Raw genomic sequence first — 23,737 nt, forward strand, 5'->3', positions numbered from 1 at the left:
ATCTTGCGGGTGTTTCGTCCCCGCATCGCCCGTTCCCGTCCGGTCCGGCTTCACGAGCGCGTTCTAAGCTCGTGTACGTCTTATGCGCGTGCATCCACACGGCCACACCCGCCGCCGCGGCGGCGCCAAACTCGAGGGATCGGACATGGCAGGCAAGTACGTCATCAGCAAGCAGAGCAACGGGCAGTTCCACTTCGTGCTCAAGGCCGGCAACGGCCAGGTGATCCTCAGCAGCGAGGGCTACAAGCAGAAGGCCTCGGCGCTGGAGGGCATCGAGTCGGTGCGCAAGAACAGCCAGATCGACGCGCGCTACGAGCGCAAGAGCGCCGCCGACGGCCGGCTGTATTTCCTGCTTACCGCGAGCAATGGCCAGGCCATCGGCAACAGCCAGATGTACAAGGACGCGAGCGGCCGCGACGGCGGCATCGCTTCGGTCAAGGAGAACGGGCCGTCGCTGAAGGTCGAAGACACCGCGCCCTGAGTCCGGCTTGGCTCGGGCTGGGCCCGGGCCGGGTTCCGCCGTCGCGCCGGTCCGCTACGACCTCGGGCCGGCCGTAACGGCAGGCGCCGGCGGGCCGGCACCAGGCAGGCAGAGTCCGCGCCCTGCGACGGCCCGCATCGGCGCATCCGCCGATGACGCTCGCGCCCACGTCTGGCAGGCCTCCGCGCCGCCGCGGGGCCGCTCCGGGCGGGTGGCTTACAATGCGCGCATGCGCATCGGCCCCCATTCCATCGCCCCCCGGGTGATCCTCGCCCCGATGGCGGGCGTCACCGACAAGCCGTTCCGGGTGCTGTGCAAGCGCCTGGGCGCGGGGTTGTGCGTATCGGAGATGACCACCAGCGATCCGCGCTTCTGGACCACGGCCAAGTCGCGCCACCGCATGGACCACGCCGGCGAGCCCGCGCCGATCAGCGTGCAGATCGCCGGCACGGTGCCGCGCGTCATGGCCGAGGCGGCGCGCTACAACGTCGATCACGGCGCGCAGATCGTCGACATCAACATGGGCTGCCCGGCCAAGAAGGTCTGCAACGCCTGGGCCGGCTCGGCGCTGATGCGCGAACCCGAACTGGTGGCGCAGATCCTGGAGGCGGTGGTCGCGGCGGTCGACGTGCCGGTCACGCTCAAGATCCGCACCGGCTGGGACCACGACCAGCGCAACGCGCCGCTGATCGCGCGCATCGCCGAACAGTCCGGCATCGCCGCGCTGGCGGTGCACGGGCGCACCCGCGACCAGCAGTACACCGGCGTCGCCGAGTACGACACCATCGCCGCGATCAAGGCGCAGCTGTCGATCCCGGTGATCGCCAACGGCGACATCGATTCGCCGCGCAAGGCCGCCTTCGTGCTCGCCCATACCGGCTGCGACGCGGTCATGGTCGGCCGCGCGGCGCAGGGACGGCCGTGGATCTTCGGCGAGATCGCCCACTTCCTGGAACACGGCGAGGAACGCGCGCCGCCGGCGCTGGCGCAGGTGCGCGAGATCCTGCTCGGCCACCTCGAACACCTGCACGCGTTCTACGGCGAAGTCTCCGGCGTGCGCATCGCGCGCAAGCACCTGGGCTGGTACGCCAAGGACCGCCCGGAGAACACCGCCTTCCGCGCCGTGGTCAACCGCGCCGAATCGGCCGAGCAGCAACTGCGGCTGACGCGCGATTACTTCGATGCGCTGGTGGCTGGGGTGGTTCCGGAATTGCCGGCGGCTGCTTGAGCGCAGTCGGCGGTTCGATGTGGGATTGCGCCGCGACCTGAGCGGAGAGCGTCGGGGCTGAAGCCCCTCCCACAAGAGCATCGGGGTTCAAGCCCCACCATGAAGGCATCGGGGTTGAGGCCCCTTCCACGAGAGCATCGGGGGTTCAAGCCCTCCCATGAAAGCATCGGGGCTGAAGCCCCTCCCGCGAGAGCATCGGGGTTCAAGCCCCTCCCACAAAAACACCGGGGTCGAAGCCAATCCCATGGGGGCGGCGCGCGACCGTGGGAGGGCCTTCAGGCCCGACGCCTTTCGATCCGCCGCCGCGACAATCCGCCGCCCGCTGCGCTCGGGTTCAGCGCTTGCCCTTGCCTTTCGCGCGCGCGTACTCCTCCGGCGTCTGCCCGTTTTCCGGCACCGCCGGAAACGCCGGCGCGGTGCAGCCAGGCGTTTCCTCGACCAGCAGCACCGCCAGCACGTTCGGATTGAGGTCCTTGGCCGCGCCGCTGGCGGCGTCCACGCCGACGCCGATCAAGCCGCCGATCAAGGCGTTGCCGGCCATGCGCACCGCGCCGGCGCTGCCGAGTTCGCTGCGCACCTGGGTCAGGGCCTGGCGGTAGCCGGGCTTGCACAGCTCCACCGCGACCGGATGCTTGCGCTTGAGCTTGAGCACGCACGGCGTGGAGCAGCGTTCGCCGTTGGACAACGACACCGTCGCCGCGCCGGGCAGGCTGTCGATGGTCAGCGACTGGGTCGAGCCGCGGATGAAGGTCGCGCAGCCGCTGGCGGCGAGCGCGAGGGCGGCGACGGCTGCGGGCGCGATCGGCCGCAATGCGATCCATCGCGGAAGCAGGGGGAACATGGTCTACCTCGGGGGCGGGCGGAGACGTGGAGGCGCGGCAGTCCGGCGCCGCGGCGGCCCGATTATGCAGATTTGCAGGCCCGCCGACACTGGCCGCTTGTCACCCTGACCGCGGTCACGGGGCCCCCTGTCCGTCCGCGCCGCGCCGTCCTCGCGGCGGCCGCCGCGGCCGCGGCTAGCGCGGCGCCGCGGCCTCGCCGCCGCCGAGGTCGTCGCTCATCTCGCCGCTGAACTCGCTGCCCGGGCGGGCGTCGATGCCGGCGCGCGCGCGCATCGGCGTGGCCCGCTGCAACCGGCGCACATCGGCCACCGTATGTTCCGGCGGCACCGGCGCGGGCTCGCGCCAGATCCGCTGCCACATCGCCGGCAGCCGCGCGGCCGCGTCCCACGGCCATTGCAGCTGTTCCGGCGCGATCTCGCGCCAACCGCCGGCTTCGCGCCGGGCCACCGCGAAGCGGAAGTTGTAGTCCGGCTCGGCGCCCATGCGCAGGTCGCTCAGCACCAGCCGGCCGTCGCGTTCCTCGGCCTTCATGAAGCCGTGGTTGAACCACTGCAGCCGGTGCACCGCCGGATAGCCGCTGACCTGGGAATAGGCCAGCGAGTCGGACGGATACAGGCGGAAATGCATCGGCCCGCGGTCGGCCAGCAGCGAGCGCTCGCCCTCGACATAGCCGTCCGGCGTCATCGCCACCACCCGCCACAGCGCGGTGGTGAACGGCATCGGCACCGAGAAACGCGGCGCGTTCTCCAGCCCCAGCGCGGCCAGCGCCGGCTGCGCGGCCTGCTCGACCCGGTGCTTGGCCCACAGCGAGCCGCCCAGGTACAGCGAACTCAGCGCCAGCCCCAACGCCAGCGCCGGCTGCGCGCTGCGCCCGGCGCGCGCGAACCAGGCCCAGACGCAGGCGGCCAACAGCCACACGGTGTAGAGCGGATCGATGATGAAGATGCTCGACCACATCGTCGGCCGCGCCGGCAACGGCCACCACAACTGGGTGCCGTAGACGGTGAAGGCGTCGAGCACGGGATGGGTCAGCAGCGCGGCCTGCATCGCCCAGAACCAGCGCTTGGGCGATTGCGCCACGCGTCCACCGCGGCCGCGGCACCAACCCCAGATCGCCCAGGCCACGAACGGCAGCACCAGCAGCGAGTGGCTGATGCTGCGGTGCCAGGTCATGCGCGCGACCGGATCGCCGGTGAGCAGGTTGACCGGCAGGACGTCCAAATCCGGCAAGGTGCCCAGCGCCGCGCCGGCCAGCAGGGCCGCGCGCCGGTGTTGCGCAGGAGCGATGGCGGCGCTCAGCGCGGCGCCGAGCACGATCTGGGTAAGCGAATCCATCGCGGAATGCTACCGGCGCGGGCCCGCGCAAGGTGTTTGTTTTTCGTTGCATGCGCGCGCACGGACTTGCGCGGCCGCGGCGGCGCTCGCATGGTGGCCGCAAGCGGCCGCGTGCCGCGCTCTCATGGAATCCGCATGACCGCTCCCCTGCCCCTGGGCATCGTCGCCTGTTCCTCGGAAGGCGCGGCGCTGTGCTACCGCACGATCTGCGCCGAAGCCGCCGCGCTGCTCGGCCCGCACGCGCATCCTCAGATCGCCTTGCACGGTCACTCGCTGGCCGACTACGTGGCCTGCCTGGAACGCGGCGACCTCGACGGCGTCGGCGAACTGATGCTGTCGTCGGCGCGCAAGCTCGAACGCGCCGGCGCCAAGCTGCTGATCTGCCCGGACAACACCATCCACCAGGCGATGGACTACGTGCGGCCGCGCTCGACGCTGCCGTGGCTGCACATCGCCGAAGTGGTCGCGCGCGAGGCGCAGGCGCGCGGGTTCCGCCGGATCGGCCTGACCGGCACCCAGTGGCTGGTGGAGAGCGAGGTGTACCCGCGGCAGCTGGCAGCGTTGGGACTGGAGTACGTACGTCCGGGCGCCGAGCAGCGCGCGCGGATCGGGCGGCTGATCATGGACGAGCTGGTGTACGGCGTGTTCAAGCCGGAGACCGTCGCCTACTTCCAGGGGGTTATCGAGGACCTCAAGGCGCAGGGCTGCGACGCGGTGGTGCTGGGCTGCACCGAGATCCCGCTGATCATCGACGACGGCAATTCGGCGCTGCCGACGCTGGATTCGACCCGGCTGCTGGCGCGGGCGGCGTTGCGGGCGGCGGTGGCCGGGGTGGATTAGCGCATCGGCCTGAGGGCGGGTACGGCCTCGCCGCCGTAGCTGGCCGCAGGCAATCGGTTCCTCGCACGGGACGGCGGTGCCGGCGCGCCGACGGCGCGCGCAATGTCCATCGGCAGCGTCATCCCGGGTTAGAGCGGGCCGACTGGGCACGGCCATTGCTGGCGCACCAATGAGTCGCGAGAACAGGCATGATGGCGCAAGCCGCCGGCAAGGGCGCTGGGCTTTTTTTATGGATGAAGGTACTCAACGATGATTTCGCCTGAGTTGATCGAGCAACGGAAGTCCGAGCTCGATGATTTTTACGCAGAGGCTATTTCCGTGCTTGTCGAGTTCGTGGGGCAGATGGGAATAAATCCTGCGCCGCAAGTCCTGATCCATGCGGCCGACTACCTGCCTTTGCTCAGCACTGCCTTGAAGAACGTGGAACTGGACGGCGACGACGAGAAAATATGGCTCCACGCGAGGGTGGCATATTTTGTCGGGGAGTATTTCGCCCAGAGATACCAGGGCTCTTGGTATGTCAACGAAGATGAAGGATCTGTTTTTTACGGACGCTACGTGGTCGGGCGATTCTCCGCGTGGAACGACATGGCGCTTATGGTCGATCCGTTCGAGGTAGGTCGCAGCTATATAGGATCGCCCGTCCCCAGAAACTTGCAGGCGCTGGTCGATTCGGTGGATGCGGAGTTGAAAGATCGAAGCACGCGCGGCGAGTCACACAGGGCTTCGTAGGCTTCATGCGGTCATGAATCATGGCTTGAGGGGCCGCGGATTGGCGGCCCGGCCTGAGTCGGAGCAGTCCGGCCGGGGACTCTGGTTGCCGTGCGGGCCGTAACCCTGTCGAGGTGTGGGGCATCGATTCGACCGATCCTGATCGAACCTTCAGGCAGCGCTGAAAAACGCGCTGTTTTCCTTTGGGTTCGTCCAGTCAGGCGCGCCCTGCTCACTGTCCGGGAACGGATGCGCGCGCAGCCGGGCTCGCGAGCAAGGACAAACTGGGTCCTGACTTTCGCCCTCCAGCCGCCTCACGCCTCACGCCGCGTACGGCAGTTCCTTGCCGGCCGGCAACGTCCGCGGCGCGCGCGGCGGCAGCAGGGCGCGGGTCTCGCCGGTGTGGGTCAGCAGGCGAAGGGTGCCGTCGGGGTCCTCGACCAGCGCGGTCAGGCTCTCGACCCAGTCGCCGTCGTTGGCGTAGACGCAGCCCTCGCGCTCGAACAGCGACGCGCGGTGGATGTGGCCGCAGACGATGCCGTCCAGGCCGCGCTTGCGCGCATCGTCCAGGCCGGCCTGGACGAAGCGCGCGATGTAGCGCTCGGCCGCGCCGCTGCGGCGCTTGAGGAAATCCGCCAGCGACCAGTAGCGCTTGCCGAAGCGGCGCCGCACCTGGTTGGTGAGCTTGTTGCCGGTCAGGATGCGCTCGTACAGCCAGTCGCCGAACTTCTCCTGCATGCCGCCGAACTGGGTGATCGCGTCGTAGTCGTCGCCGTGGGTCACCAGCAGCCGGCGGCCGTCGGCGGTGAGGTGGATGGCGCGGCGGCGCACCTGCATGCGCGGCAGGGTCAGCCCGCAGAAGCGGCGGATCGAGCGGTCGTGGTTGCCGGGCACGTAGATCAGCTCGGTGCCGGCGCGCGCCAGCGCGTGCAGCGCCTCGACCACGCGGTACTGCGCCGAACCCCAGGCGGCGCGGCGCTGCGACATCCACCACAAGTCGACGATGTCGCCGACGAGGTAGAGCTTGTCGCAGCGCAGCCCCTGCAGGAAGTCGGCGAACTCCGCCGCATGGCAGTGCTTGGAGCCCAAATGCACGTCGGAAACGAACACGGCGCGGCGGCGTAACGGCAACGGCACGATCGAGGCGGGGCTCATGGCACGGTCTCGTGGCGGGGTCAGGTGTCCGGTGCGTGGGCCTGGGCAGCGTCGGTGCCGGCGTCGTTCGCCGCCTCGCCGTCGGCGGGCGGCGCCGGACGCGGCACGGCCACGCCGAGGTAGCGCTCGCGCTTCTTCGGCCGCAGCTGCTGCAGGTCCACTTCGATCAATCCGTCGACCGCGTCGCTGAAGGCGGGGTCCACGCCGAAGGCGAGGAAGCGCGCGCCGCCCGGCTCGCACAGGTCGGTGTACTGCTTGTAGAGCATCGGCACCGCGCTGCCGAGCGCGTCGAGGTTGTTCTTGAGCACGCGGAACGCGGTGGCCGCGTCGAGCGCGTCGAACTGCGGCGGCGCGGCGCGATACACGAACGGCTGCTTGGACACCGCGTCCGCGCCGGCTCCGCCGTAGTAGCGGGCGTAGTAGGCGACGATCTGCTCGCGCGCCGGGATCGGCAGCGCGGCGCTGATCGAGACCGGGCCGAACAGGTAGCGGATGCCCGGGTTGCGGCTCAGGTAGGCGCCGATGCCCTGCCACAGATAATCGATGCTGCGGCTGCCCCAGTAGTCCGGAGTCACGAAGCTGCGGCCCAGTTCCATGCCCTGGACCAGGCGCGGCACCGCGTCTTCGGCATAACGGAACAACGAAGCGGTATACAGCCCGGCCAGGCCGCGCTCGGCCACCACCCGGCTGCCGCGGGCGATGCGGTAGGCGCCGGCGATGCGCCCGGCGTCTTCGTCCCACAGCACGATGTGCTCGTACCAACTGTCGTAGACGTCCACGTCCAGGCGCTGGCCGGTGCCCTCGCCGACCTGGCGGAAGGTCAGCTCGCGCAGGCGGCCGATTTCGCGCAGCAGCGGCGAGCCGGCCGGCAGCGCGCCGACCCGGATCTGTTTGCCGTCGGTGGTGCGGCCCAGCGACTCCAGCGACTCCACCCCGGCGCGCACCAGCGCCGGGTCGACCGCGTCGATCAGCGCCTCCGGCCCGACCGGCGCCGGCCGCTCGCGCGGGGTGCCGACCGCGTGCAGCTCGCGCCGCACCTCGCGCAGCACCTGCTGGGCGTCGCCTTCGGCCGGCAGCCGGAACGCGCGGCCGATGTGCAGGGCGATGCGGCGCGCGCGGCGGGCGAACATCTCGCGCGCCAGCAGCGCGGTGCCGGCCGGCTTGAACAAGGCCGAGGCGCCGTAGAACAGCGCCGAATTGCGCGCCTCGATGCGGATCGGCAGCACCGGCGCGCCGGTGCGGCGGGCGAAGCGCAGGAAACCGCGCTGCCAGCGCCCGTCGGTGACCCCGCGCAGGCCCAGGCGGGCGACTTCGCCGGCCGGGAACACGATCACGCATTGCTCGGCTTCCAGCGCCGCCTCGATCGCGTGCAGGCTCTCCGCGCTCGGGCGGCCGCCGAGGATGCGCACCGGCAGCAGCAGGTCCTGCAGGCCGTCGAGCGCCAGCAACAGGTCGTTGGCGACGATCTTGACGTCGCTGCGGACCCGGCCGACCGCGTCCAGCAACGCCAGCGCGTCGACCGCGCCGGAGGGGTGGTTGGCCACGATCAGCAGCCGCCCGGTGGTCGGGATCCGGCGCAACTCGGCGTCCTCGACCAGGTAGCGCGACTGCAGGAACTCCAGCGAGGCGGTGACGAAGTCGAACCCGTGCAGATGCCGGGTTTCGCCCAGGAATTCATCGATCTGGTCGAACCTCGACCAACGGCCGAGGGTCCGCACCAGCGGACGGGCGAGCCTCGCCCTGCGGCCGCGGAACCACTGCGGATAACGTTCTTCCAATCGGCGTTCGAGTTGCAGCATGGTCTTCGTCGCATCGGGGGCGGCGGTATGCCGCGCAGCCTGAGCCGGCGCGGCGACAGCCACATGGCGGTTTGGGGACAGTCCGGTGACAGCCCTGTCCGGCCTGGGAGCGCCGCCCGGAAAGCGCGAAACGGCGATGCGTCGTCGCCGTGGAAGCCGGCCATCCTGGCAGCGGGTCCAGGCTGGCACCGGCGCCCCGCCCCGGCCTCCGCCGAACGGCCGACCCGGCGCGGGCCCTTCAGCCGCGCTTAACGCCCAGACAACCCTGGGGCACGGCACAATGCGCGCACGCGGCCGAGCTTGTACAATGCTCGGCCATCTTTCTATCCGAATCGAAGGATATTGCCTCGATGTCCAGCTATCTGTTCACCTCCGAATCCGTCTCCGAAGGCCATCCGGACAAGATCGCCGACCAGATCTCCGACGCCGTCCTCGACGCCATCCTGGCCCAGGACAAGCGCGCGCGCGTGGCCTGCGAGACGCTGGTGAAGACCGGCGCGGCGATCGTCGCCGGCGAAGTCACCACCAACGCGTGGGTGGACATCGAAGCGCTGGCGCGCAAGGTCATCAACGACATCGGCTACAACAATTCCAACGTCGGCTTCGACGGCCACACCTGCGCGATCATCAACATGCTCGGCAAGCAGTCGCCGGACATCGCCGCCGGCGTGGACCGCAAGAAGCCGGAAGAACAGGGCGCGGGCGACCAGGGCCTGATGTTCGGCTACGCCTGCAACGAGGCCCCGGAATTCATGCCGGCGCCGATCTACTACTCGCACCGCCTGGTCGAGCAGCAGGCCAAGATCCGCAAGCAGAAGAACTCCAAGCTGCCCTGGCTGCGTCCGGACGCCAAGTCGCAGGTCACCCTGCGCTACGACGACAAGCACCAGGTCGCCGGCCTCGACGCGGTGGTGCTGTCGACCCAGCACGATCCGGGCATCAAGCAGAAGGACCTGGTCGAGGGCGTGTACGAGCACATCCTCAAGCCGGTGCTGCCGAAGGCGTGGCTGGAGAAGCTGCCGAAGAACAAGGTGCACATCAACCCGACCGGCATCTTCGTGATCGGCGGCCCGGTCGGCGACTGCGGCCTGACCGGCCGCAAGATCATCGTCGACAGCTACGGCGGCATGGCCCGCCACGGCGGCGGCGCGTTCTCCGGCAAGGATCCGTCGAAGGTCGACCGTTCGGCCGCCTACGCCGCGCGCTACGTGGCCAAGAACATCGTCGCCGCCGGCCTGGCCGACAAGTGCGAAGTGCAGGTCTCCTACGCCATCGGCGTGGCCGAGCCGACCTCGATCTCGGTGACCACCTTCGGCACCGGCAAGATCAGCGACGACAAGATCGAGAAGCTGATCCGCAAGCACTTCGACCTGCGCCCGTACGGCATCGTCAAGATGCTCGACCTGATCCACCCGGTCTACCAGCTGACCGCCGCCTACGGCCACTTCGGCCGCAAGCCGAAGGAAGTCAGCTACGTCGACGGCGCCGGCAAGAAGCAGACCGCCACCGCCTTCTCGTGGGAGAAGACCGACAAGGCCGAGGATCTGCGCAAGGACGCCGGGCTGAAGAAGTAAGCCCGACGCGCCTCGCAACAGGAAAAAGGGCCGCGAAAGCGGCCCTTTTTCGTGGGAGGGACTTCAGTCGCGATGCTCTGGTTCCGGATTGCGAGGCGATCTGGCCGAACAGCGTCGGGCCTGAAGGCCCTCCCACAAAGGCCCGAGCGCCCATGCCCGCTGTCGTGGGAGGGACTTCAGTCCCGATGCTCTGGTTCCGGATCGCGGGGCGACCTGGCCGAACAGCGTCGGGCCTGAAGGCCCTCCCACAAAGGCTCGATCGCCCATGCCCGCTGTCGTGGGAGGGACTTCAGTCACGATGCTCTGGTTCCGGATCGCGGGGCGACCTGGCCGAACAGCGTCGGGCCTGAAGGCCCTCCGACACAGGCTTCATCGCGGGCGCCCGCTGTTGTGGGAGGGACTTCAGTCCCGACGCCTTTCGCTCAGACCGCAGCGCTCTCCCACAACGCAATCGCCGGCCTCAATCCTCGCCGACGCGCACCACCAGCTTGCCGAAGTTGCGCCCCTGCAGCAGGCCGATGAACGCCTCCGGCGCATTCTCCAAGCCGTCCACGCGATCCTCGCGCAGCTTCAGCGCGCCGCTGCCGATCCACTCGGCCATGTCGCGGCGGAACGCTTCGAAGCGCTGTTCGTAGTGATCGAAGATGATGAAGCCCTGCACCTTGATGCGCTTTTGCAGGATCGCCGACATCAGCAGCGGCACCCGGTCCGGGCCGGCCGGCGCGGTCTTGTCGTTGTAGTGGGCGATGATGCCGCACACCGGCACGCGCGCGCCGATGTTGAGCAGCGGCAGCACCGCGTCGAACACTTCGCCGCCGACGTTTTCGAAGTACACGTCGATGCCGTCCGGGCAGGCCTGCGCGAGCTGCGCGGCGAAATCCGGATCGCGCCGGTCCAGGCACACGTCGAAGCCGAGTTCGTCGAGCGCGTAGCGGCGCTTGTCCTCGCCGCCGACGATGGCGACCACGCGCGCGCCCTTGAGCTTGGCGATCTGTCCGACCACCGCGCCGACCGCGCCGGTGGCCGCGGCCACGACCACGGTGTCGCCGGGCTTGGGCTGGCCGAGGTCGAGCAGGCCGACGTAGGCGGTGAAGCCGGGCATACCGAGGCCGCCGAGCGCGTGCGAGGGCTCGGCCATGTCGCCGAGCGCGGTCAGGTCGCTGCCGTCGGACAGCGCATAGTCCTGCCAGCCGGCGTTGCCGAGCACCAGATCGCCGGGCTTGAAGTCCGGGTGATTCGAGGCGACCACGCGGTTGACCGTGCCGCCGACCATCGCCTCGCCCAGCGGCACCGCCGGCGCGTAGACCGGGCCGACCTCGTCCATCAGGTTGCGCATGTACGGATCGAGCGAGAGGTACAGCGTGCGCAGCAACACCTGGCCGTCGCCGGGCGCGGGCACGGGGCCGGTTTCGAGGCGCACATCCTGCGGGGTCGGCAGGCCCTGCGGGTGGGCGGCGAGGGCGAAACGGCGGTTGACGGCAGCGGTCTGGGGCATGGGACGGTGTCCTGGGTGGGTGGTGGAGGCACGGCTCGACCGGATCGATTAGACCGGTCGTCTAGTAGCGGGGCGAAAGAAAGGGCGGGTGCGCCGGGGCGCCCCGCCCTGTGGGGTTTTCAGTCTTGCGCGGGCAGCCCCAGCAGGTGCCGGGTGCCGGCCATCGCCAGATCCATCGGCTCGCGCTCGCGCTGGACCTTGGCCAGCAGGCTGGCGCCGATCCAGTTCTGGTAGAGCCCCTGGGCCAGGGAGTGCGGCTCCAGCCCGGCCGGCAGCGAGCCGTCGTCGCGGCCGCGCTCGATGCAGCGGGCGATCCGGGCGATGACCGCGCCGGTGCCGCGCTCCAGCGCCGCGCGCATGGGTTCGGACAGGTCGCAGACCTCGGCGCCGAGCTTGACCACCAGGCAGCGGCCGTCCGGATCGGACCCGGTCTGGGCCTCGCGCCAGTCCTCGAAGTAGGCGATCGCCCGCTGCGCGCCGCTGCCGGGCTGCGCCATCAGCGCGTCGACGTGCTGCAGGTAGTCGCTGAAATACGCCTCCAGCAGCGCTTCGCCGAAGGCTTCCTTGGAACCGAAGTAGTGATAGAACGAGCCCTTCGGCACCTGCGCCGCCGACAGCACCTCGGCCAGCCCGACCGCGGTGAAGCCCTTGCGCAGCATCAGCGGGTAGGCGACGTCGAGGATGTGCTTGCGCACGTCGTGGGGGACGGGGATGGCGTTCATGGGACGCGACTGTACGCCCGATTAGACCGGTCGTCTAGTCGCCAGCCTTGTGGCAGCCGGTGTCGTAGCAGCCGCTCTTGCGCCTCAGCCCGGCTCTTGTGGCAGGGCCTTCAGGCCCGATGCCTTTCGACCAGATCGCCGCGCCGGATCGAAAGGCATCGGGCCTGAAGGCCCTCCCACAAGAGCTCTCTCCACAAGACCTTCCACAAGAGCCCGGCCCGACAGTCCTCCGGCCCAAAGCCGCCCGGCGCCGCAAAAACAGCGACCCCGGCCGAGGCCGGGGTCGCCGATGACGCAGTGCGGCCGAATCGCGGCCGCTGCCGGCCGTTACTGCCCGGCCTTGGCGAGCGTCGCCGGGGACGTGGAGCAATGTCCCGGACCGGTGGCGCCTTCGTTGTAGGCGCCGAGGGTGCCCGCAAGCGCGATCGCCGTTTCCCTCGCCGGCCCCTTCGGCGCAGCGCTGCTGCGGCCGGCGAACCAGGCGCCGGCCTGGGCGATGGCGCTGGCGACCTGCGCAGGCGCGGTCGCGCCGGCTTCCACGTTCAAGCGCGCGGCCATGTACTGGTGCGCGAGGATGTAGTACGCGTTGCCTCCCTTCGGCGGCGTCCAGAACACGTGGTACCAAGTCTGGCCCGAGCCGAAGAACAGCGTGTCTTCGCCGATCTTGGCCCAGGTGGCGTCGTAGGGCGCCGGCCCGTACTTGGAATGGGTCTTCCAGTAACCCAGGGTGTAGGTGCATCCGCCGCTCGCGCACAGTTCCGGAACGCGGACGCTCAGCACCGCTTCGTCGCTCTTGCTCGCGCCGTTGTCGCTGTTCAGGGTCAGCACGTTCGGCACCATGAACTCGCAGCTCAGGCCCGGTCCCGTGTCGGCCGGCGGCAACCACGCGGCGGCCACGTCGAGGCTGCGCACGATGCCCGGATCGGGATCGACGTCGCCGGTGACGAACTGGGCGAAGCTGCCGCACAGCAGCGGCTGCACCGTCCAACCGAAGCCCGCGCCGAGGTTGAGCCCGGCGGTGCCGTTGAACAGATCGGTCAACGCCACGCAGCGGTCGGTTTCAACCGCCGGATCGCCGAACGCCACCACCGCCTGGTTCGAGCTGTAGCGCTTGAAGCCGCAAGCGCTGGCGTTGCCCTGCGCGTCGTAGCACTGCTGCACGCGCTGGATCGTGGCCTGGTTGGTGCCGCCCAGCTTGCCGCTCAGCGCGGCGCTGTAGCTGCAATGCAGCGAGGTCGCGGTCTGCGCATCGCAGGTCGGCACGACCGACTGGCTGCCGCCGTCGTCGAACGACAACGTGTCGCTCGGCGCGGACGGACTGAACACCGGGCTGACGTCGGCGGGCCAGGAGACCTGGATGTCGCCGCTGACGCCGAAGTTGCTTTCCGCCTCGGTGGTACGGGTGGCGGCGAGACGATAGACCGTCTCGTAGCTGCCGCCGGCGTTGAGCGTCACGTCGACGTCGTCGCACAGGTAGTTGCCCGCGTAATCGCCGGTGGCGATCGGATCGGCCAGGCAGCCCTGCATGCCGGTGACCTTGGCGTCGGCGGGCGAGACCACCACGTGCTTGTCCGGCGTCCAGGCGTAATCGCGGTCGTAGCGGGTCTGCGCGGTCTTGCTCACGCTGACCGTGCGGCACGCGACCTGCACCGTGGCCGAATCGCTGGCGCCGGCGTTGGTGTTCGCGCCGGTGCTCCAGGTGCCGGTGGCGGTGTTGGTCGAGTTGCCCTGGTCGGCGTTGCAGGTCAGCGGGTTGGGCCGCGGATACGTCCACACGTACGGCCCGGACCCCAGCGCGAAACTGTGGTCCACGCTGTCCGGCAGCATCGAATCGTCGACCGCGAAGCTGTCGCCGTAGCTCTCGTTCGGGTCGGCCGAGATCGAGAACGGCGCGCTCGCGGAGAACGTGTACGACTGGCCGCTTCGGGTCGCGGTGATGCCCGCGGCGTTGACGCCGCCGCTGGCGCTGGTCAGGAACGGGAAGCTCAGGCTGCTCAGATCGAACGCGTAACTGCAGTTGAGGATCACCTTGTCCGCGTTGGGCGCGGGCTTGCTGCAATCGAGCGTGTCGGTGTCGCCGCCCTGCGCGGTCCACTGCAGGCTGAACTGATTGGGCGCGTTGCCGAACTGCATGGTGTCGACCACCGAGCTCGCGTTCCAGCCGAAGCCGAACGGGTCGCGCACCGTGATCGTGCCGGACACGCGGTACAACTGGCGGGTCAGCGCGCTGGCGGTGACGGTGTAATCGACCTGGTGGCTGTCGCCGTCGAGCATGACGATCTGGTTCGGCGTCGCGGTCTTGTCGATGCTCCAGTCGGTGTAGCGCTTCCAGCTGGCGTCGGCGGTCTTCGCGCCGGTCGGGCGCGGGGTGAAGCAGAAAGTGACGTGGCTGACGCCGGCCGGCTGGCCGCTGCCGTTGTCGGGCGAATACAGGTTGGTGTCGTTGGCGACGCCGGGAGCGTAATGGAACACGTTGTAGGCATTGCCCCCCTTCACCACGACGTAGTCCATCGGCATGGTCGCGTCGAAGCCGATGTACTGCATCTGGCTGGGCGGGGTGTAGTTGAAGACGATGCTCTGTCCGGGAACGCCGAGGGTGTAGCTCTGGCCGTTGATCGGAGCGCTGCCGGTGCTGTAGCCCAGCCCCTGCCAGCTGCCGACGCCGGGAAGGTCGTCGCAACTGGTGAAGTTGCCGGGATACGTGGTCGGCAGGACCGAGGCGGCCCAGGCCCCGGAGGATGCGAGCAGCAGCGCCGCCGCGAGCAGCGGGCGCCAGGGACGATAGCGGGACATGACAGAACTCCTGAGCGGGGCGGCCGTGGCCGTCCGTCGTGTTCGCTCGGTAGCTCGGCCGTGCCGGCGCGCTGGGCCGGTACCCGGGAGCTTTGCGACGCCGGCTTTCGCCGGTTGTGCCTTTGTCGAGTCCTGGGGTCGAAAGGCGCCGGACGGCTCGACAGCGGGTCCGGCGGCAGCGCCCGCGATCCCCTGCGCTGCGTTGCCGAGGCGGACTATACGCCCGCCGGACACGGCCGGCGCAAGGCCGGCGCGTTGCGTTTTTGCAACATCACCGACCACCGCCGGATGGACCGCCGCAGGCGTCGGCCCAGGCAAGCGCCGCTGGGGAACGCCGCGCCGCCGAGGGCGGAACCGCCGCGGCGAGCGCCTGTTCCGGCCCTGCCCGCCGCAACGCGCCCCGCCGCTGGCATTCACTTGGCGCGGACGAAGCCCAACCGCTACGCAACGCAGGCACCAACAACGTCCGCGCCAGCGCGAACGCCGCTATGCTCCGCGCACGGCGCCCGCCGCCCCCAAGCCGGCGCCCGGCCACCACCGCACTACGACGAGGTGCTGCAATGCGAACTGCCCCGCACAACCCGCGCCGGACCGGCCTCAAGGCCGCAAGTCTGGCCCTGCTGATCGGCCTGGGCCTGGCCGCGAACGTCCAGGCCCAGACCATCGGCTACAACATCCGCACCGGCGACGTCTGGGTCGACACCCGCCTGGGCGAGATCAACGATTACGGCCGCCGTTACCGCGAACCCTTCATCGAGGAAATGACCGGCTACTACGGCGCGCCGCGCTCGTTGATCGACGAATTGCTCGACCGCCGCCGCTGGGCGCCGGGCGATGTCTACTACGCCTGCGCCCTGGCCCGCTCGCTCGGCGTGCCCTGCCTCAACGTGGTGCGCGAGTACGACCGCAATCCCGGCCAGGGCTGGGGCGCGGTGGCGCAGCGCATGGGCATCAAGCCCGGCTCGCCCGCCTTCCACGCGCTCAAGCGCGGCGCGGTGCAGACCTACGACCACTGGGGTTATCCGATCCGCGTCGATCAGAGCGTGCGGGTGGATTGGGCCGAACACGGGCCGGGCAAGGGGCGCGGCAACGCCAATGGAAACGGCAAGAGCCACGGCGGCCCCAAGGCGCACGGCAACTCCGGCCACGGCTACGACGACGGCCCCGGCAAGGGTCGCGGCAAGGACAAGGGCCATGGCGGCGGCAACGGCAAGGGCCATGGCAACGGCGGGGGCAAAGGCAAGGACAAGGGACACGGCAACGGCAAGGGACACTGAGCCCCGCCCGCATCCAAATCCCGCAGCGCAAGAACGAAAAAGCGCCGGCCCTCGCGGCCGGCGCTTTTCGTTTACGCCAGACGCGCGCGGACCGCGCGCGCCCGAATCGCGCTTACTTCGCCGCCTTCGCGCCTCGCCCCGCTTCGGCCTTGGCGCTCTCGGCCTTGGCGCCCTCGCCCTTCGCATTCTCGGGCTTCGCGTTCTTGACGTAAGTCTCCAGCCAGCGGTTGGTCTCGGCCAGCATGTGCAGGATCGATTCGCGCGCGCGGTAGCCGTGGCTTTCGTTGGGCAGCATCACCAGCCGCGCGTTGCCGCCCAGACCCTTGATCGCGGCGTACATGCGCTCGCTCTGGATCGGGAAAGTGCCCGAGTTGTTGTCCTGTTCGCCGTGGATCAGCAGCAGCGGGTCCTTGATCTTGTCGGCGAAGTTGAACGGCGACATCGCCTCGTAGGTGCTCTGCGCCTGCCAGTAATTGCGCTCCTCGGCCTGGAAGCCGAACGGCGTCAGGGTCCGGTTGTACGCGCCGCTGCGGGCGATGCCGGCCTTGAACAAACGGGTGTGGGCGAGCAGGTTGGCGGTCATGAACGCGCCGTAGGAATGGCCGCTGACCGCGACCCGGTTGCGGTCGACGACGCCGCGCCGCACTACCTCGTCGATCGCGGCCTGGGCGCTGGCGGTGAGCTGGGCGATGTAGGTGTCGTTGGGCTCGCGCTCGCCCTCGCCGACGATCGGCATGGTCGGGTTGTCCAGCACCGCGTAGCCCATCGCCAGGTACGGCAGCGGGCCCCAGTAGCTGACCGCGTTGAACTCGTACGGCGAGCCGGTCACCTGGCTGGCCGCTTCGGCGCTCTTGAACTCGGCCGGGTAGGCGTACATCAGCATCGGCAGCGGGCCGTCGCGCTTGGCGTCGTAGCCGGCCGGCAGGTACAGGTTGGCGGTCAGCTCGACGCCGTCGTTGCGCTTGTAGCGGATCAGTTCCTTCTTGATGTCGCGCAGTTGCGGCGTGGGATGCGGGAAATGGGTCAGCGCCACCGGCGCGGCGTCGCCGCCGAGTTCGCGCCGCTGCAGGTTGGCCGGTTCGGTCGGCGATTCGCGCACGGTCAGCACGGACTTGGCCGCGTCGTCGAGCACCGCCAACGGCTGTTCGAAGTACGGCGCCTGCGAATGGAACAGGCGCGTGCGGCGCTTGTCGGCGAGGTCGAGGCGGTCGAGGAAGGGACGGTCGCCCTCGCTGGAGGCGCCTTCGCCGATGAAGTACACGCTGCCGCCGTCGGCGCTGGTCAGCAGGCGTTCGCCGCCGGCGGCGTCGCGCACGCTGACCGGCTTGCCCGGATCGTTGTAGCGGTCTTCGCTGCGGCCTTCGCGGATCAGCTCCGGCGCGCGATCGCCGTGGTCGGGCGCGATCCGCCACTGGCGCACCTGCCGGGTCTTCCACCAGAACTCATCGATCAGCGCCAGTTCGCCGCTGCCCCAGTGCGCGCCTTCGAAACGCGAGGCCAGCCGCGCCAGGGTCTGCGGCGGCTTGTCGAACGGCGCGGCCTGCATGAACACCGCGTCGCGGATCTCGACCGCGCGCGCCGGGTCGCCGCCGTCCTGGGCCTCGGCCCAGACCAGGGTCGCCGGCGCGTCGCTGCGCCATTCGACTTCGCGCACGCCGGTGGGCACCGCGTCGTTGCCGGTCGGCAGGCCGTCCACCAACGGCAGGCGCGCGACTTCGTGCTCGAACCGGCCGTTGCCGTCGAGCACGTCGATGCGGCGCGCGAACATGCTCGCCGGCACCAGATACGAGAACGGCCGCTGCAGGCGCGTGGTCAGCACGTGGCGGCCGTCCGGCGAGACCGACACGCCGGTGTACAGGTCCGGCGCGCCGAGCTTGGCGACCTGGCCGGTCAGATCGACCGTCGCCAGTTGCGAACGCAGGTAGTACTCGAACTGGCGCGCGTCGTTCTCGTTGCGCAGCAGGTCCTGGTAAGTGCGGATCTGCTTCACGCCGCCGCCGGCGCGGGTTTCCTGGGTCGCCGGGCCGGTGGGCACGCCGCTGCCCGCCGGCGCGTCGCCCTGCCCTTCGGGCTGCAACCGCACCAGCAGGCTACGGCTGTCGGGCGTCCAGCCGTAGCCGCGGCCGGCGACGGTGTTGAGCCCGGCGACGAGCTTGCGCGCGCGCCGGGTCTCCAGTTCCACCAGCCACACCTCGTTGGCGCCGCTCGCGGCGTCGACGCGGTTGAACGCGAGCCAGCGCTGGTCCGGCGACCACTCCAGCGACGCCAGCGACAGCGGCGAGGGCAGGCCGTCGATCTGCACGGTCTTGCCGCTGGCGATCTCGAGCAGCTCCAGGCCGCTGGCGAAACTGAAACGGCTGGCCGCGCGCACGCGCGGATGGATGCGCAGGCCGGCGAGCTTGAGCTCGGGCTGGGCGACCACTTCGATTCCCGGCAACGACGGCGTGCGCATCAGCGCCATCCAGTCGCGGCGCGGGCTCAGCGACATCTGCGGCGGGCGCGGCGCGTCGACGATGGCCTGCAGCGGCTTGGGCGGCAGTTGGTAGCCGTCGCCGAACGCCGCGTTCGCGGCGGCCGGCGCGGCGGCGGGCTTGGCCGCCGGCGCGGCCTGCGCGGCCAGGCACGGCACCAGCGCGAGCAGCAACACACCCGGCAACGCCAAACCCGGCAACGGCAAACCCGGCAACGGCCGGCGGCTGCCCGGCGCGGGCGTGGAAGGTCGGCGGTCGGAGCGGCGCGCGTGCGGCTTCATGGAAGGTCGGTCCTCGGATGCGAAAAAACGCTGATGCGGGAAAGCACCGCTGCGCAACGCAGCGGATGCGGAACGTCGGAGCGCTGGCCGGCCCGGCGCCGTCGCGGCGACGGCGGCGATGGGCGGCGCGCTCCCCGCTTCGAGCTTAGCCGCCCGGCGCGCCGCGGCGCCTATGCCATTGGGGCCGGTCGCTCGTCGCGGGCGGGCCGCGCGCGTTGCCGGGACCGAGCCTTGCCGGAGCCGAGCTTTGCCGCAGCCGCGCGTTCAGGCCCGCGTTTCGGCCGCCGCGGGCCGCGCGATATACTTCGCGCTCAGCCCGCCGAGGGGCGCTGCGACCGTGACGGACACGGCCAGGCTCGGCGAGGCCCAGGTCCCAACGGCGCCCGGTTTGAGTCTTCGCGACTCGCCGGACCCGGCATCCCGCCGGCTCCCCCCGCACTGGAGCTAATCCGCATGAACGCTGTACCGAAGACCTTCTCGACCGAAGGCGATTACAAGGTCGCCGACATCTCCCTGGCCGACTGGGGCCGCAAGGAGATCGACATCGCCGAGCACGAGATGCCGGGCCTGATGTCGATCCGCAAGAAGTACGCCGCCGCGCAGTCGCTCAAGGGCGTGCGCGTGACCGGCTCGCTGCACATGACCATCCAGACCGCGGTGCTGATCGAGACCCTGCGCGACCTCGGCGCCGACGTGCGCTGGGCTTCGTGCAACATCTTCTCGACCCAGGACCACGCCGCCGCGGCGATCGCCGCCAGCGGCACCCCGGTGTTCGCCTGGAAGGGCGAGTCGCTGGAAGAGTATTGGGACTGCACCCTCGCCGCGCTGAGCTTCCCCAACGGCCAGGGCCCGGAGCTGGTCGTCGACGACGGCGGCGACGTGACCCTGCTGATCCACAAGGGCTATGAGCTCGAAAACGGCGACGGCTGGGTCGACACCCCGTCGGGCAACCACGAAGAGCAGGTCATCAAGAACCTGCTCAAGCGCGTCCACGCCGAGCGCCCGGGCTTCTGGCACGAAGTGGTCAAGCATTGGAAGGGCGTCTCGGAAGAGACCACCACCGGCGTGCACCGCCTGTACCAGCTGGCCGAAGCTGGCTCGCTGCTGGTCCCGGCGATCAACGTCAACGACTCGGTCACCAAGAGCAAGTTCGACAACCTCTACGGCTGCCGCGAGTCGCTGGCCGACGGCCTCAAGCGCGCGATGGACGTGATGCTGGCCGGCAAGGTCGCGGTGGTGTGCGGTTACGGCGACGTCGGCAAGGGCTCGGCCCATTCGCTGCGCGCTTACGGCGCCCGCGTCGTGGTCACCGAGATCGACCCGATCAACGCGCTGCAGGCGGCGATGGAAGGCTTCGAGGTCAACACCGTCGAGAGCACCCTGGGCCGCGGCGACATCTACGTCACCACGACCGGCAACAAGGACGTGCTGACGCTGGACCACATGTCGAAGATGAAGGACCAGGCCATCGTCTGCAACATCGGCCACTTCGACAACGAGATCCAGGTCGACGCGCTCAACGCCTCCGGCGCGACCCGCCTGAACATCAAGCCGCAGGTCGACAAGTACACCTTCAAGACCGGCAACTCGATCTTCCTGCTGGCCGAAGGCCGCCTGGTCAACCTCGGCTGCGCCACCGGCCACCCGAGCTTCGTGATGTCGAACTCGTTCTCCAACCAGACCCTCGCCCAGATCGACCTGTGGGCGAACAAGGATACGTACGAGGCGAAGGTCTACATCCTGCCGAAGAAGCTCGACGAAGAAGTCGCGCGCCTGCACCTGGAGAAGATCGGCGTGAAGCTGACCACGCTGACCGCCGAACAGGCCCAGTACCTGGGCGTGTCGGTCGACGGTCCGTACAAGCCGGATCACTACCGCTACTGATCGGCTTCGCCTTCGGGCGATGCGCCGATACGAAAGACGGGCGCCTTCGGGCGCCCGTTTTCGTTTGCGCGGATGCCTCGTACAGACCTCGCATCGCGTCGGCGAACGATCGGCCGCGTCGCGGCTTGCGCCGCTCCTGCAGGGCCGCGTTGCAGGAGCGGCGCAAGCCGCGAGCGCGCAAGAGACGCGTCAGCGCAACCTGAACCGCCTGCGCTGATTCCGCTCCGCGCCTTTCACCTAGGGTCTGTCCGAGCTGGCAGCCCCCTCCCCCACCGCTACCCTGACGCCATCCTTTCGCAGGAGCCCGCCATGGTCCGCCCGATCGACGCGCCTTCGTTTCCGACCTACACCCCGCCCGCCGACACTCCGGCGCCGGTCCAGGTCGGCACGCGCGAATACTACGAGCAGCGCCTGGCCGACTTCGAAGCGCGCAACCCCGGCATGACCCCGCCGGACTACTACATGGGCTACGGCGACAAGTACATGGAGCGCTTCGCCTCGCTCGACAGCACCGACCTGTCGCCGGCGGGCCTGGCTTGGCGCGACCGCACCACCTTGGCGCTGCAGACCGCGATCGAGGACTACCGCATCCGCGACCCGCAAGGCTTCGCCGAACTGGAGCGCGACCCCGCCGCATTCCGCGAGTTCGCCTTCGGCACCCATCCCGACGCCTACGTCGACTCGGGCCTGTACCAGCTGTCGGCGCAAGACCTGACCGTGATCGCGCTGACCCCGGACATCAACGACGTGCTGAGCCAGGAAGGCATCGACCAGACCAAGCTCACCATCGGCAAGCTCGACATCGACAACCTGCCCGGCATCCTCGGCGCCACCGCCGAGCAATACCTGCACGACGCCGGCCCGTTCGCGTTCACGCCGCAAGGCCTCGGCATCGGCCTGGGCAAGCAGGGCGAGCGCTTGTTCGACCGCTTGACCGAGCAGGACTGGTTCCCCAGCCTCGACAAGCTGCCGACGGTGGCGGTGCCGGATATTCGCGATCTGGTGCCGGATATCGATCTGCCGGACGATGTTCCGGGGGTGCCGTTTATTTGAGGCACCTGCCGTCGCCTTGCTTTGGTTGGGTAGCGAGCGAAAACTCAAAACATGCGCTCGAGAGCGTCCGCTTTCTTGCTGCCACGGCGCACCGCTTACCGCGTCGCGCCGTGCTCTTCACGCGCCATCCCGAAGCCCAAGATCGGCTCACTTCAAAGCAGAGCACCGCTCCCACCAGACGCGGTACTGCGACCGTACGTATTTGCCACCTTCATTCGCCAAGCGATCCTCGCACGGTCAATTCACCGTCTTTTGCGAGCGCTCATGAGGATCGACCATCGCGCGCCATCAGGCTGCCAATCGAACGAAGTGACATCATGCGCGTCATAGCTCAGACAGCTAGAGAAAAGACTCAAGAAAAGATGCAGCGCAACTTCTTTCTTGATATCCGCGTCAATGCAGATACTCACACATTCGCAAAGCACCACCTGACTTGATCAAATAAACGGCGTCACCTTTCACACTGACCAGTTCCTCAAGATCAGCCTCCGGAAAGCCCTTGCAATCAAAATTTGGGCTGCCTTGCTCACGGAGCTTCTGGAGGAAAGCACTATTGGCCGCCGATAATCCATCATTGTAGCCCACGTGGAAAAATGAAGACTTGGCATGCGAATAAACGAGGAATAGCAGCACCACAGCCAGTGCAACACCCGACACGGACAGCGACATATGTCTCGAAATCATGGACATTTGCTTCTCCTGATCACCGGATTCTGCCCCTTCCTGAAGCCCCAGCTATTCTCAACTTTTCCCTTATCGGTAGATGCGGAAATCGTCGTTCCATCGCCAGCATAGATTCCAACATGTCCTTCATACGCAACCAGATCGCCAGGTTGCGCAGGACCGGAAACCTTCGGCCACCCAAGCAAGTCATAGCTAGCGTCAGACAATGTCTGGGCACCCGGCGGATACCTCAACATCATTACAGAGAAAAGCGAGCCTCCAAGATTAGGCAGCGCATAGCCTGATTCTTCATAGATAGTATCTACGAACAAGTTGCATTTGTTTGTTTCGGCACCAAAACTGGAATTGACTTCGCTCCGATCAGCTTTGCGACTCCAATCCCGCATATCGGCTCGCGCGTTTTTCAACAATGCATCTACATTTCCGCAGGGGCATAGACCTTCGGGGTCGTAGTACTTCAACGGACCGGACTGTGCATAGGCATACAAGCTGATCCCGCCATCCAGGCCTGTGGGGTCACCCTGAATATATCGCCCCGTAGTTGAATCGTAATCGCGAAAGTAGTTGTAGACCAACCCGCTGGCCGCATCGAACCGCTGCCCCGGAAATCGCATATCGAACACGAACTTCGTACCGTCCATGTCAGGGTCTTCGTTCGGCATAGTGCTGCCAAACGCCTCGCCCTTCACGCTCCACGTCCACACCGCCTTGTTGCGTGTCGGATCGACCACGATCCGCGGCGTGCCCAGATGATCGGGCTCGATGTAGTACAGCTTCTGCGCCGTGGCGGAGCCCTCGATCACGCCGACCGGTAGCTCGTCCATCCAAACGACCTGCTGCAGCGCCGCGCCGGCGTTGTCGTACTCGCCCAACCAGCTGCCATCCTCGGCATACAGCGAATGCCGGATGCTGGTGTCGTTGTAGCGGCGCGCCTGCTGGCCCAGCCCGTTGTAGGCGTAGTTCATCTTCACCGCGCCGTCGACCTTGAATTGCGCGAGGCGGCCTAACTCGTTGTAGACGTATTACTAGGCGGTGCCGCCTACGCTGGCGGCGTTTCGCCGACGGCATCCGCTCTGGGCCCTGGCCCCTATGATGCCCGATTGGGAGGTGTT

General features: G+C 68.7%; 18 protein-coding genes, 1 pseudogene and 2 riboswitches. Of the genes and pseudogenes, 8 read left to right on the forward strand and 11 right to left on the reverse strand.

Going from position 1 to position 23,737, the window contains the following annotated elements; all coding sequences use genetic code 11:
• The first annotated feature begins 145 nt into the window (after positions 1-145).
• Positions 146-481, forward strand: coding sequence for a YegP family protein (locus RDV84_RS01390; RefSeq protein WP_057949977.1), 336 nt, complete (start codon positions 146-148; stop codon positions 479-481).
• Positions 482-710: 229 nt separating this feature from the next.
• A complete protein-coding gene (gene dusB / locus RDV84_RS01395; protein WP_309152232.1) occupies positions 711-1,709 on the forward strand; it encodes a tRNA dihydrouridine synthase DusB in 999 nt (332 codons plus the stop codon).
• 334 nt (positions 1,710-2,043) lie between these two features.
• Here dusB and RDV84_RS01400 read toward each other — a convergent pair whose 3' ends face one another.
• Together RDV84_RS01400 and RDV84_RS01405 are read right to left on the reverse strand one after the other, a co-directional pair.
• Positions 2,044-2,550, reverse strand: a complete 507-nt coding sequence (locus RDV84_RS01400; RefSeq protein WP_309152233.1) for a PEGA domain-containing protein — start codon at positions 2,548-2,550, stop codon at positions 2,044-2,046.
• Positions 2,551-2,725: 175 nt separating this feature from the next.
• Positions 2,726-3,886 (reverse strand): metal-dependent hydrolase, encoded by a 1,161-nt coding sequence (locus RDV84_RS01405; protein ID WP_082644326.1) that lies wholly within the window; start codon positions 3,884-3,886, stop codon positions 2,726-2,728.
• Positions 3,887-4,021: 135 nt separating this feature from the next.
• Between RDV84_RS01405 and RDV84_RS01410 the strand changes: the two genes are divergently transcribed.
• Together RDV84_RS01410 and RDV84_RS01415 are read left to right on the forward strand one after the other, a co-directional pair.
• Positions 4,022-4,726 (forward strand): aspartate/glutamate racemase family protein, encoded by a 705-nt coding sequence (locus RDV84_RS01410; protein ID WP_309152234.1) that lies wholly within the window; start codon positions 4,022-4,024, stop codon positions 4,724-4,726.
• 249 nt (positions 4,727-4,975) lie between these two features.
• The gene (locus tag RDV84_RS01415) at positions 4,976-5,458 is read left to right on the forward strand and encodes a hypothetical protein (RefSeq protein ID WP_057946485.1); all 483 of its coding nucleotides are present in this window, start codon (positions 4,976-4,978) and stop codon (positions 5,456-5,458) included.
• A gap of 300 nt (positions 5,459-5,758) precedes the next feature.
• On the opposite strand, the gene RDV84_RS01420 is transcribed toward RDV84_RS01415, so the two are convergent.
• Positions 5,759-6,592 carry a UDP-2,3-diacylglucosamine diphosphatase gene (locus RDV84_RS01420; protein WP_057946484.1) on the reverse strand — a complete coding sequence of 278 codons (834 nt, stop codon included), beginning with the start codon at positions 6,590-6,592 and terminating at the stop codon, positions 5,759-5,761.
• Between the two features lie 20 nt (positions 6,593-6,612).
• Entirely contained in the window at positions 6,613-8,391 is a 1,779-nt protein-coding gene (gene olsF, locus RDV84_RS01425; RefSeq protein WP_309152235.1) for a bifunctional ornithine lipid synthase OlsF, read from the reverse strand.
• Between the two features lie 350 nt (positions 8,392-8,741).
• Between olsF and metK the strand changes: the two genes are divergently transcribed.
• Complete coding sequence (gene metK, locus RDV84_RS01430; RefSeq protein ID WP_309152236.1) at positions 8,742-9,965, forward strand: methionine adenosyltransferase; 1,224 nt, start codon at positions 8,742-8,744, stop codon at positions 9,963-9,965.
• Here the strand turns inward: metK and RDV84_RS25640 are convergent.
• From RDV84_RS25640 to RDV84_RS01445, 4 genes are all read right to left on the reverse strand, one after another.
• Positions 9,859-10,119, reverse strand: coding sequence for a DUF6053 domain-containing protein (locus RDV84_RS25640; protein WP_486624516.1), 261 nt, complete (start codon positions 10,117-10,119; stop codon positions 9,859-9,861). The two genes, metK and RDV84_RS25640, sit on opposite strands and share 107 nt — an antisense overlap.
• Positions 10,120-10,425: 306 nt before the next feature.
• Positions 10,426-11,460, reverse strand: coding sequence for an NADP-dependent oxidoreductase (locus RDV84_RS01435; RefSeq protein WP_309152237.1), 1,035 nt, complete (start codon positions 11,458-11,460; stop codon positions 10,426-10,428).
• Positions 11,461-11,579: 119 nt separating this feature from the next.
• The gene (locus RDV84_RS01440; protein ID WP_309152238.1) at positions 11,580-12,182 is read right to left on the reverse strand and encodes a TetR/AcrR family transcriptional regulator; all 603 of its coding nucleotides are present in this window, start codon (positions 12,180-12,182) and stop codon (positions 11,580-11,582) included.
• A 327-nt stretch (positions 12,183-12,509) separates the two neighbouring features.
• Positions 12,510-14,975, reverse strand: a complete 2,466-nt coding sequence (locus RDV84_RS01445; RefSeq protein WP_309152239.1) for a hypothetical protein — start codon at positions 14,973-14,975, stop codon at positions 12,510-12,512.
• A 45-nt stretch (positions 14,976-15,020) separates the two neighbouring features.
• A riboswitch (cyclic di-GMP riboswitch) is annotated at positions 15,021-15,106 on the reverse strand.
• A gap of 429 nt (positions 15,107-15,535) precedes the next feature.
• On the opposite strand from RDV84_RS01445, the gene RDV84_RS01450 reads away from it, so the two are divergent.
• Positions 15,536-16,252, forward strand: coding sequence for a hypothetical protein (locus tag RDV84_RS01450; protein ID WP_309152240.1), 717 nt, complete (start codon positions 15,536-15,538; stop codon positions 16,250-16,252).
• 112 nt (positions 16,253-16,364) lie between these two features.
• On the opposite strand, the gene RDV84_RS01455 is transcribed toward RDV84_RS01450, so the two are convergent.
• Positions 16,365-19,004: a S9 family peptidase gene (locus RDV84_RS01455; protein WP_425606331.1), complete on the reverse strand. Its 2,640-nt coding sequence runs from the start codon at positions 19,002-19,004 to the stop codon at positions 16,365-16,367.
• Between the two features lie 315 nt (positions 19,005-19,319).
• A riboswitch (S-adenosyl-L-homocysteine riboswitch) is annotated at positions 19,320-19,396 on the forward strand.
• Between the two features lie 61 nt (positions 19,397-19,457).
• On the opposite strand from RDV84_RS01455, the gene ahcY reads away from it, so the two are divergent.
• Both ahcY and RDV84_RS01465 read left to right on the forward strand, forming a co-directional pair.
• On the forward strand, positions 19,458-20,888 hold the full coding sequence (gene ahcY / locus RDV84_RS01460) for an adenosylhomocysteinase (RefSeq protein ID WP_250444852.1): 1,431 nt from the start codon (positions 19,458-19,460) through the stop codon (positions 20,886-20,888).
• Between the two features lie 309 nt (positions 20,889-21,197).
• On the forward strand, positions 21,198-21,941 hold the full coding sequence (locus RDV84_RS01465; protein ID WP_057946476.1) for a hypothetical protein: 744 nt from the start codon (positions 21,198-21,200) through the stop codon (positions 21,939-21,941).
• Between the two features lie 393 nt (positions 21,942-22,334).
• Here RDV84_RS01465 and RDV84_RS01470 read toward each other — a convergent pair whose 3' ends face one another.
• On the reverse strand, positions 22,335-22,631 hold the full coding sequence (locus RDV84_RS01470; RefSeq protein WP_309152241.1) for a hypothetical protein: 297 nt from the start codon (positions 22,629-22,631) through the stop codon (positions 22,335-22,337).
• Positions 22,622-23,635: pseudogene (locus RDV84_RS01475) on the reverse strand (RHS repeat-associated core domain-containing protein); the annotation flags it as partial. The gene RDV84_RS01470 and the pseudogene RDV84_RS01475, both read right to left, overlap by 10 nt.
• Positions 23,636-23,737: the final 102 nt, after the last annotated feature.

This window comes from Lysobacter yananisis (assembly GCF_031199375.1).
Taxonomy (GTDB): domain Bacteria; phylum Pseudomonadota; class Gammaproteobacteria; order Xanthomonadales; family Xanthomonadaceae; genus Lysobacter; species Lysobacter yananisis.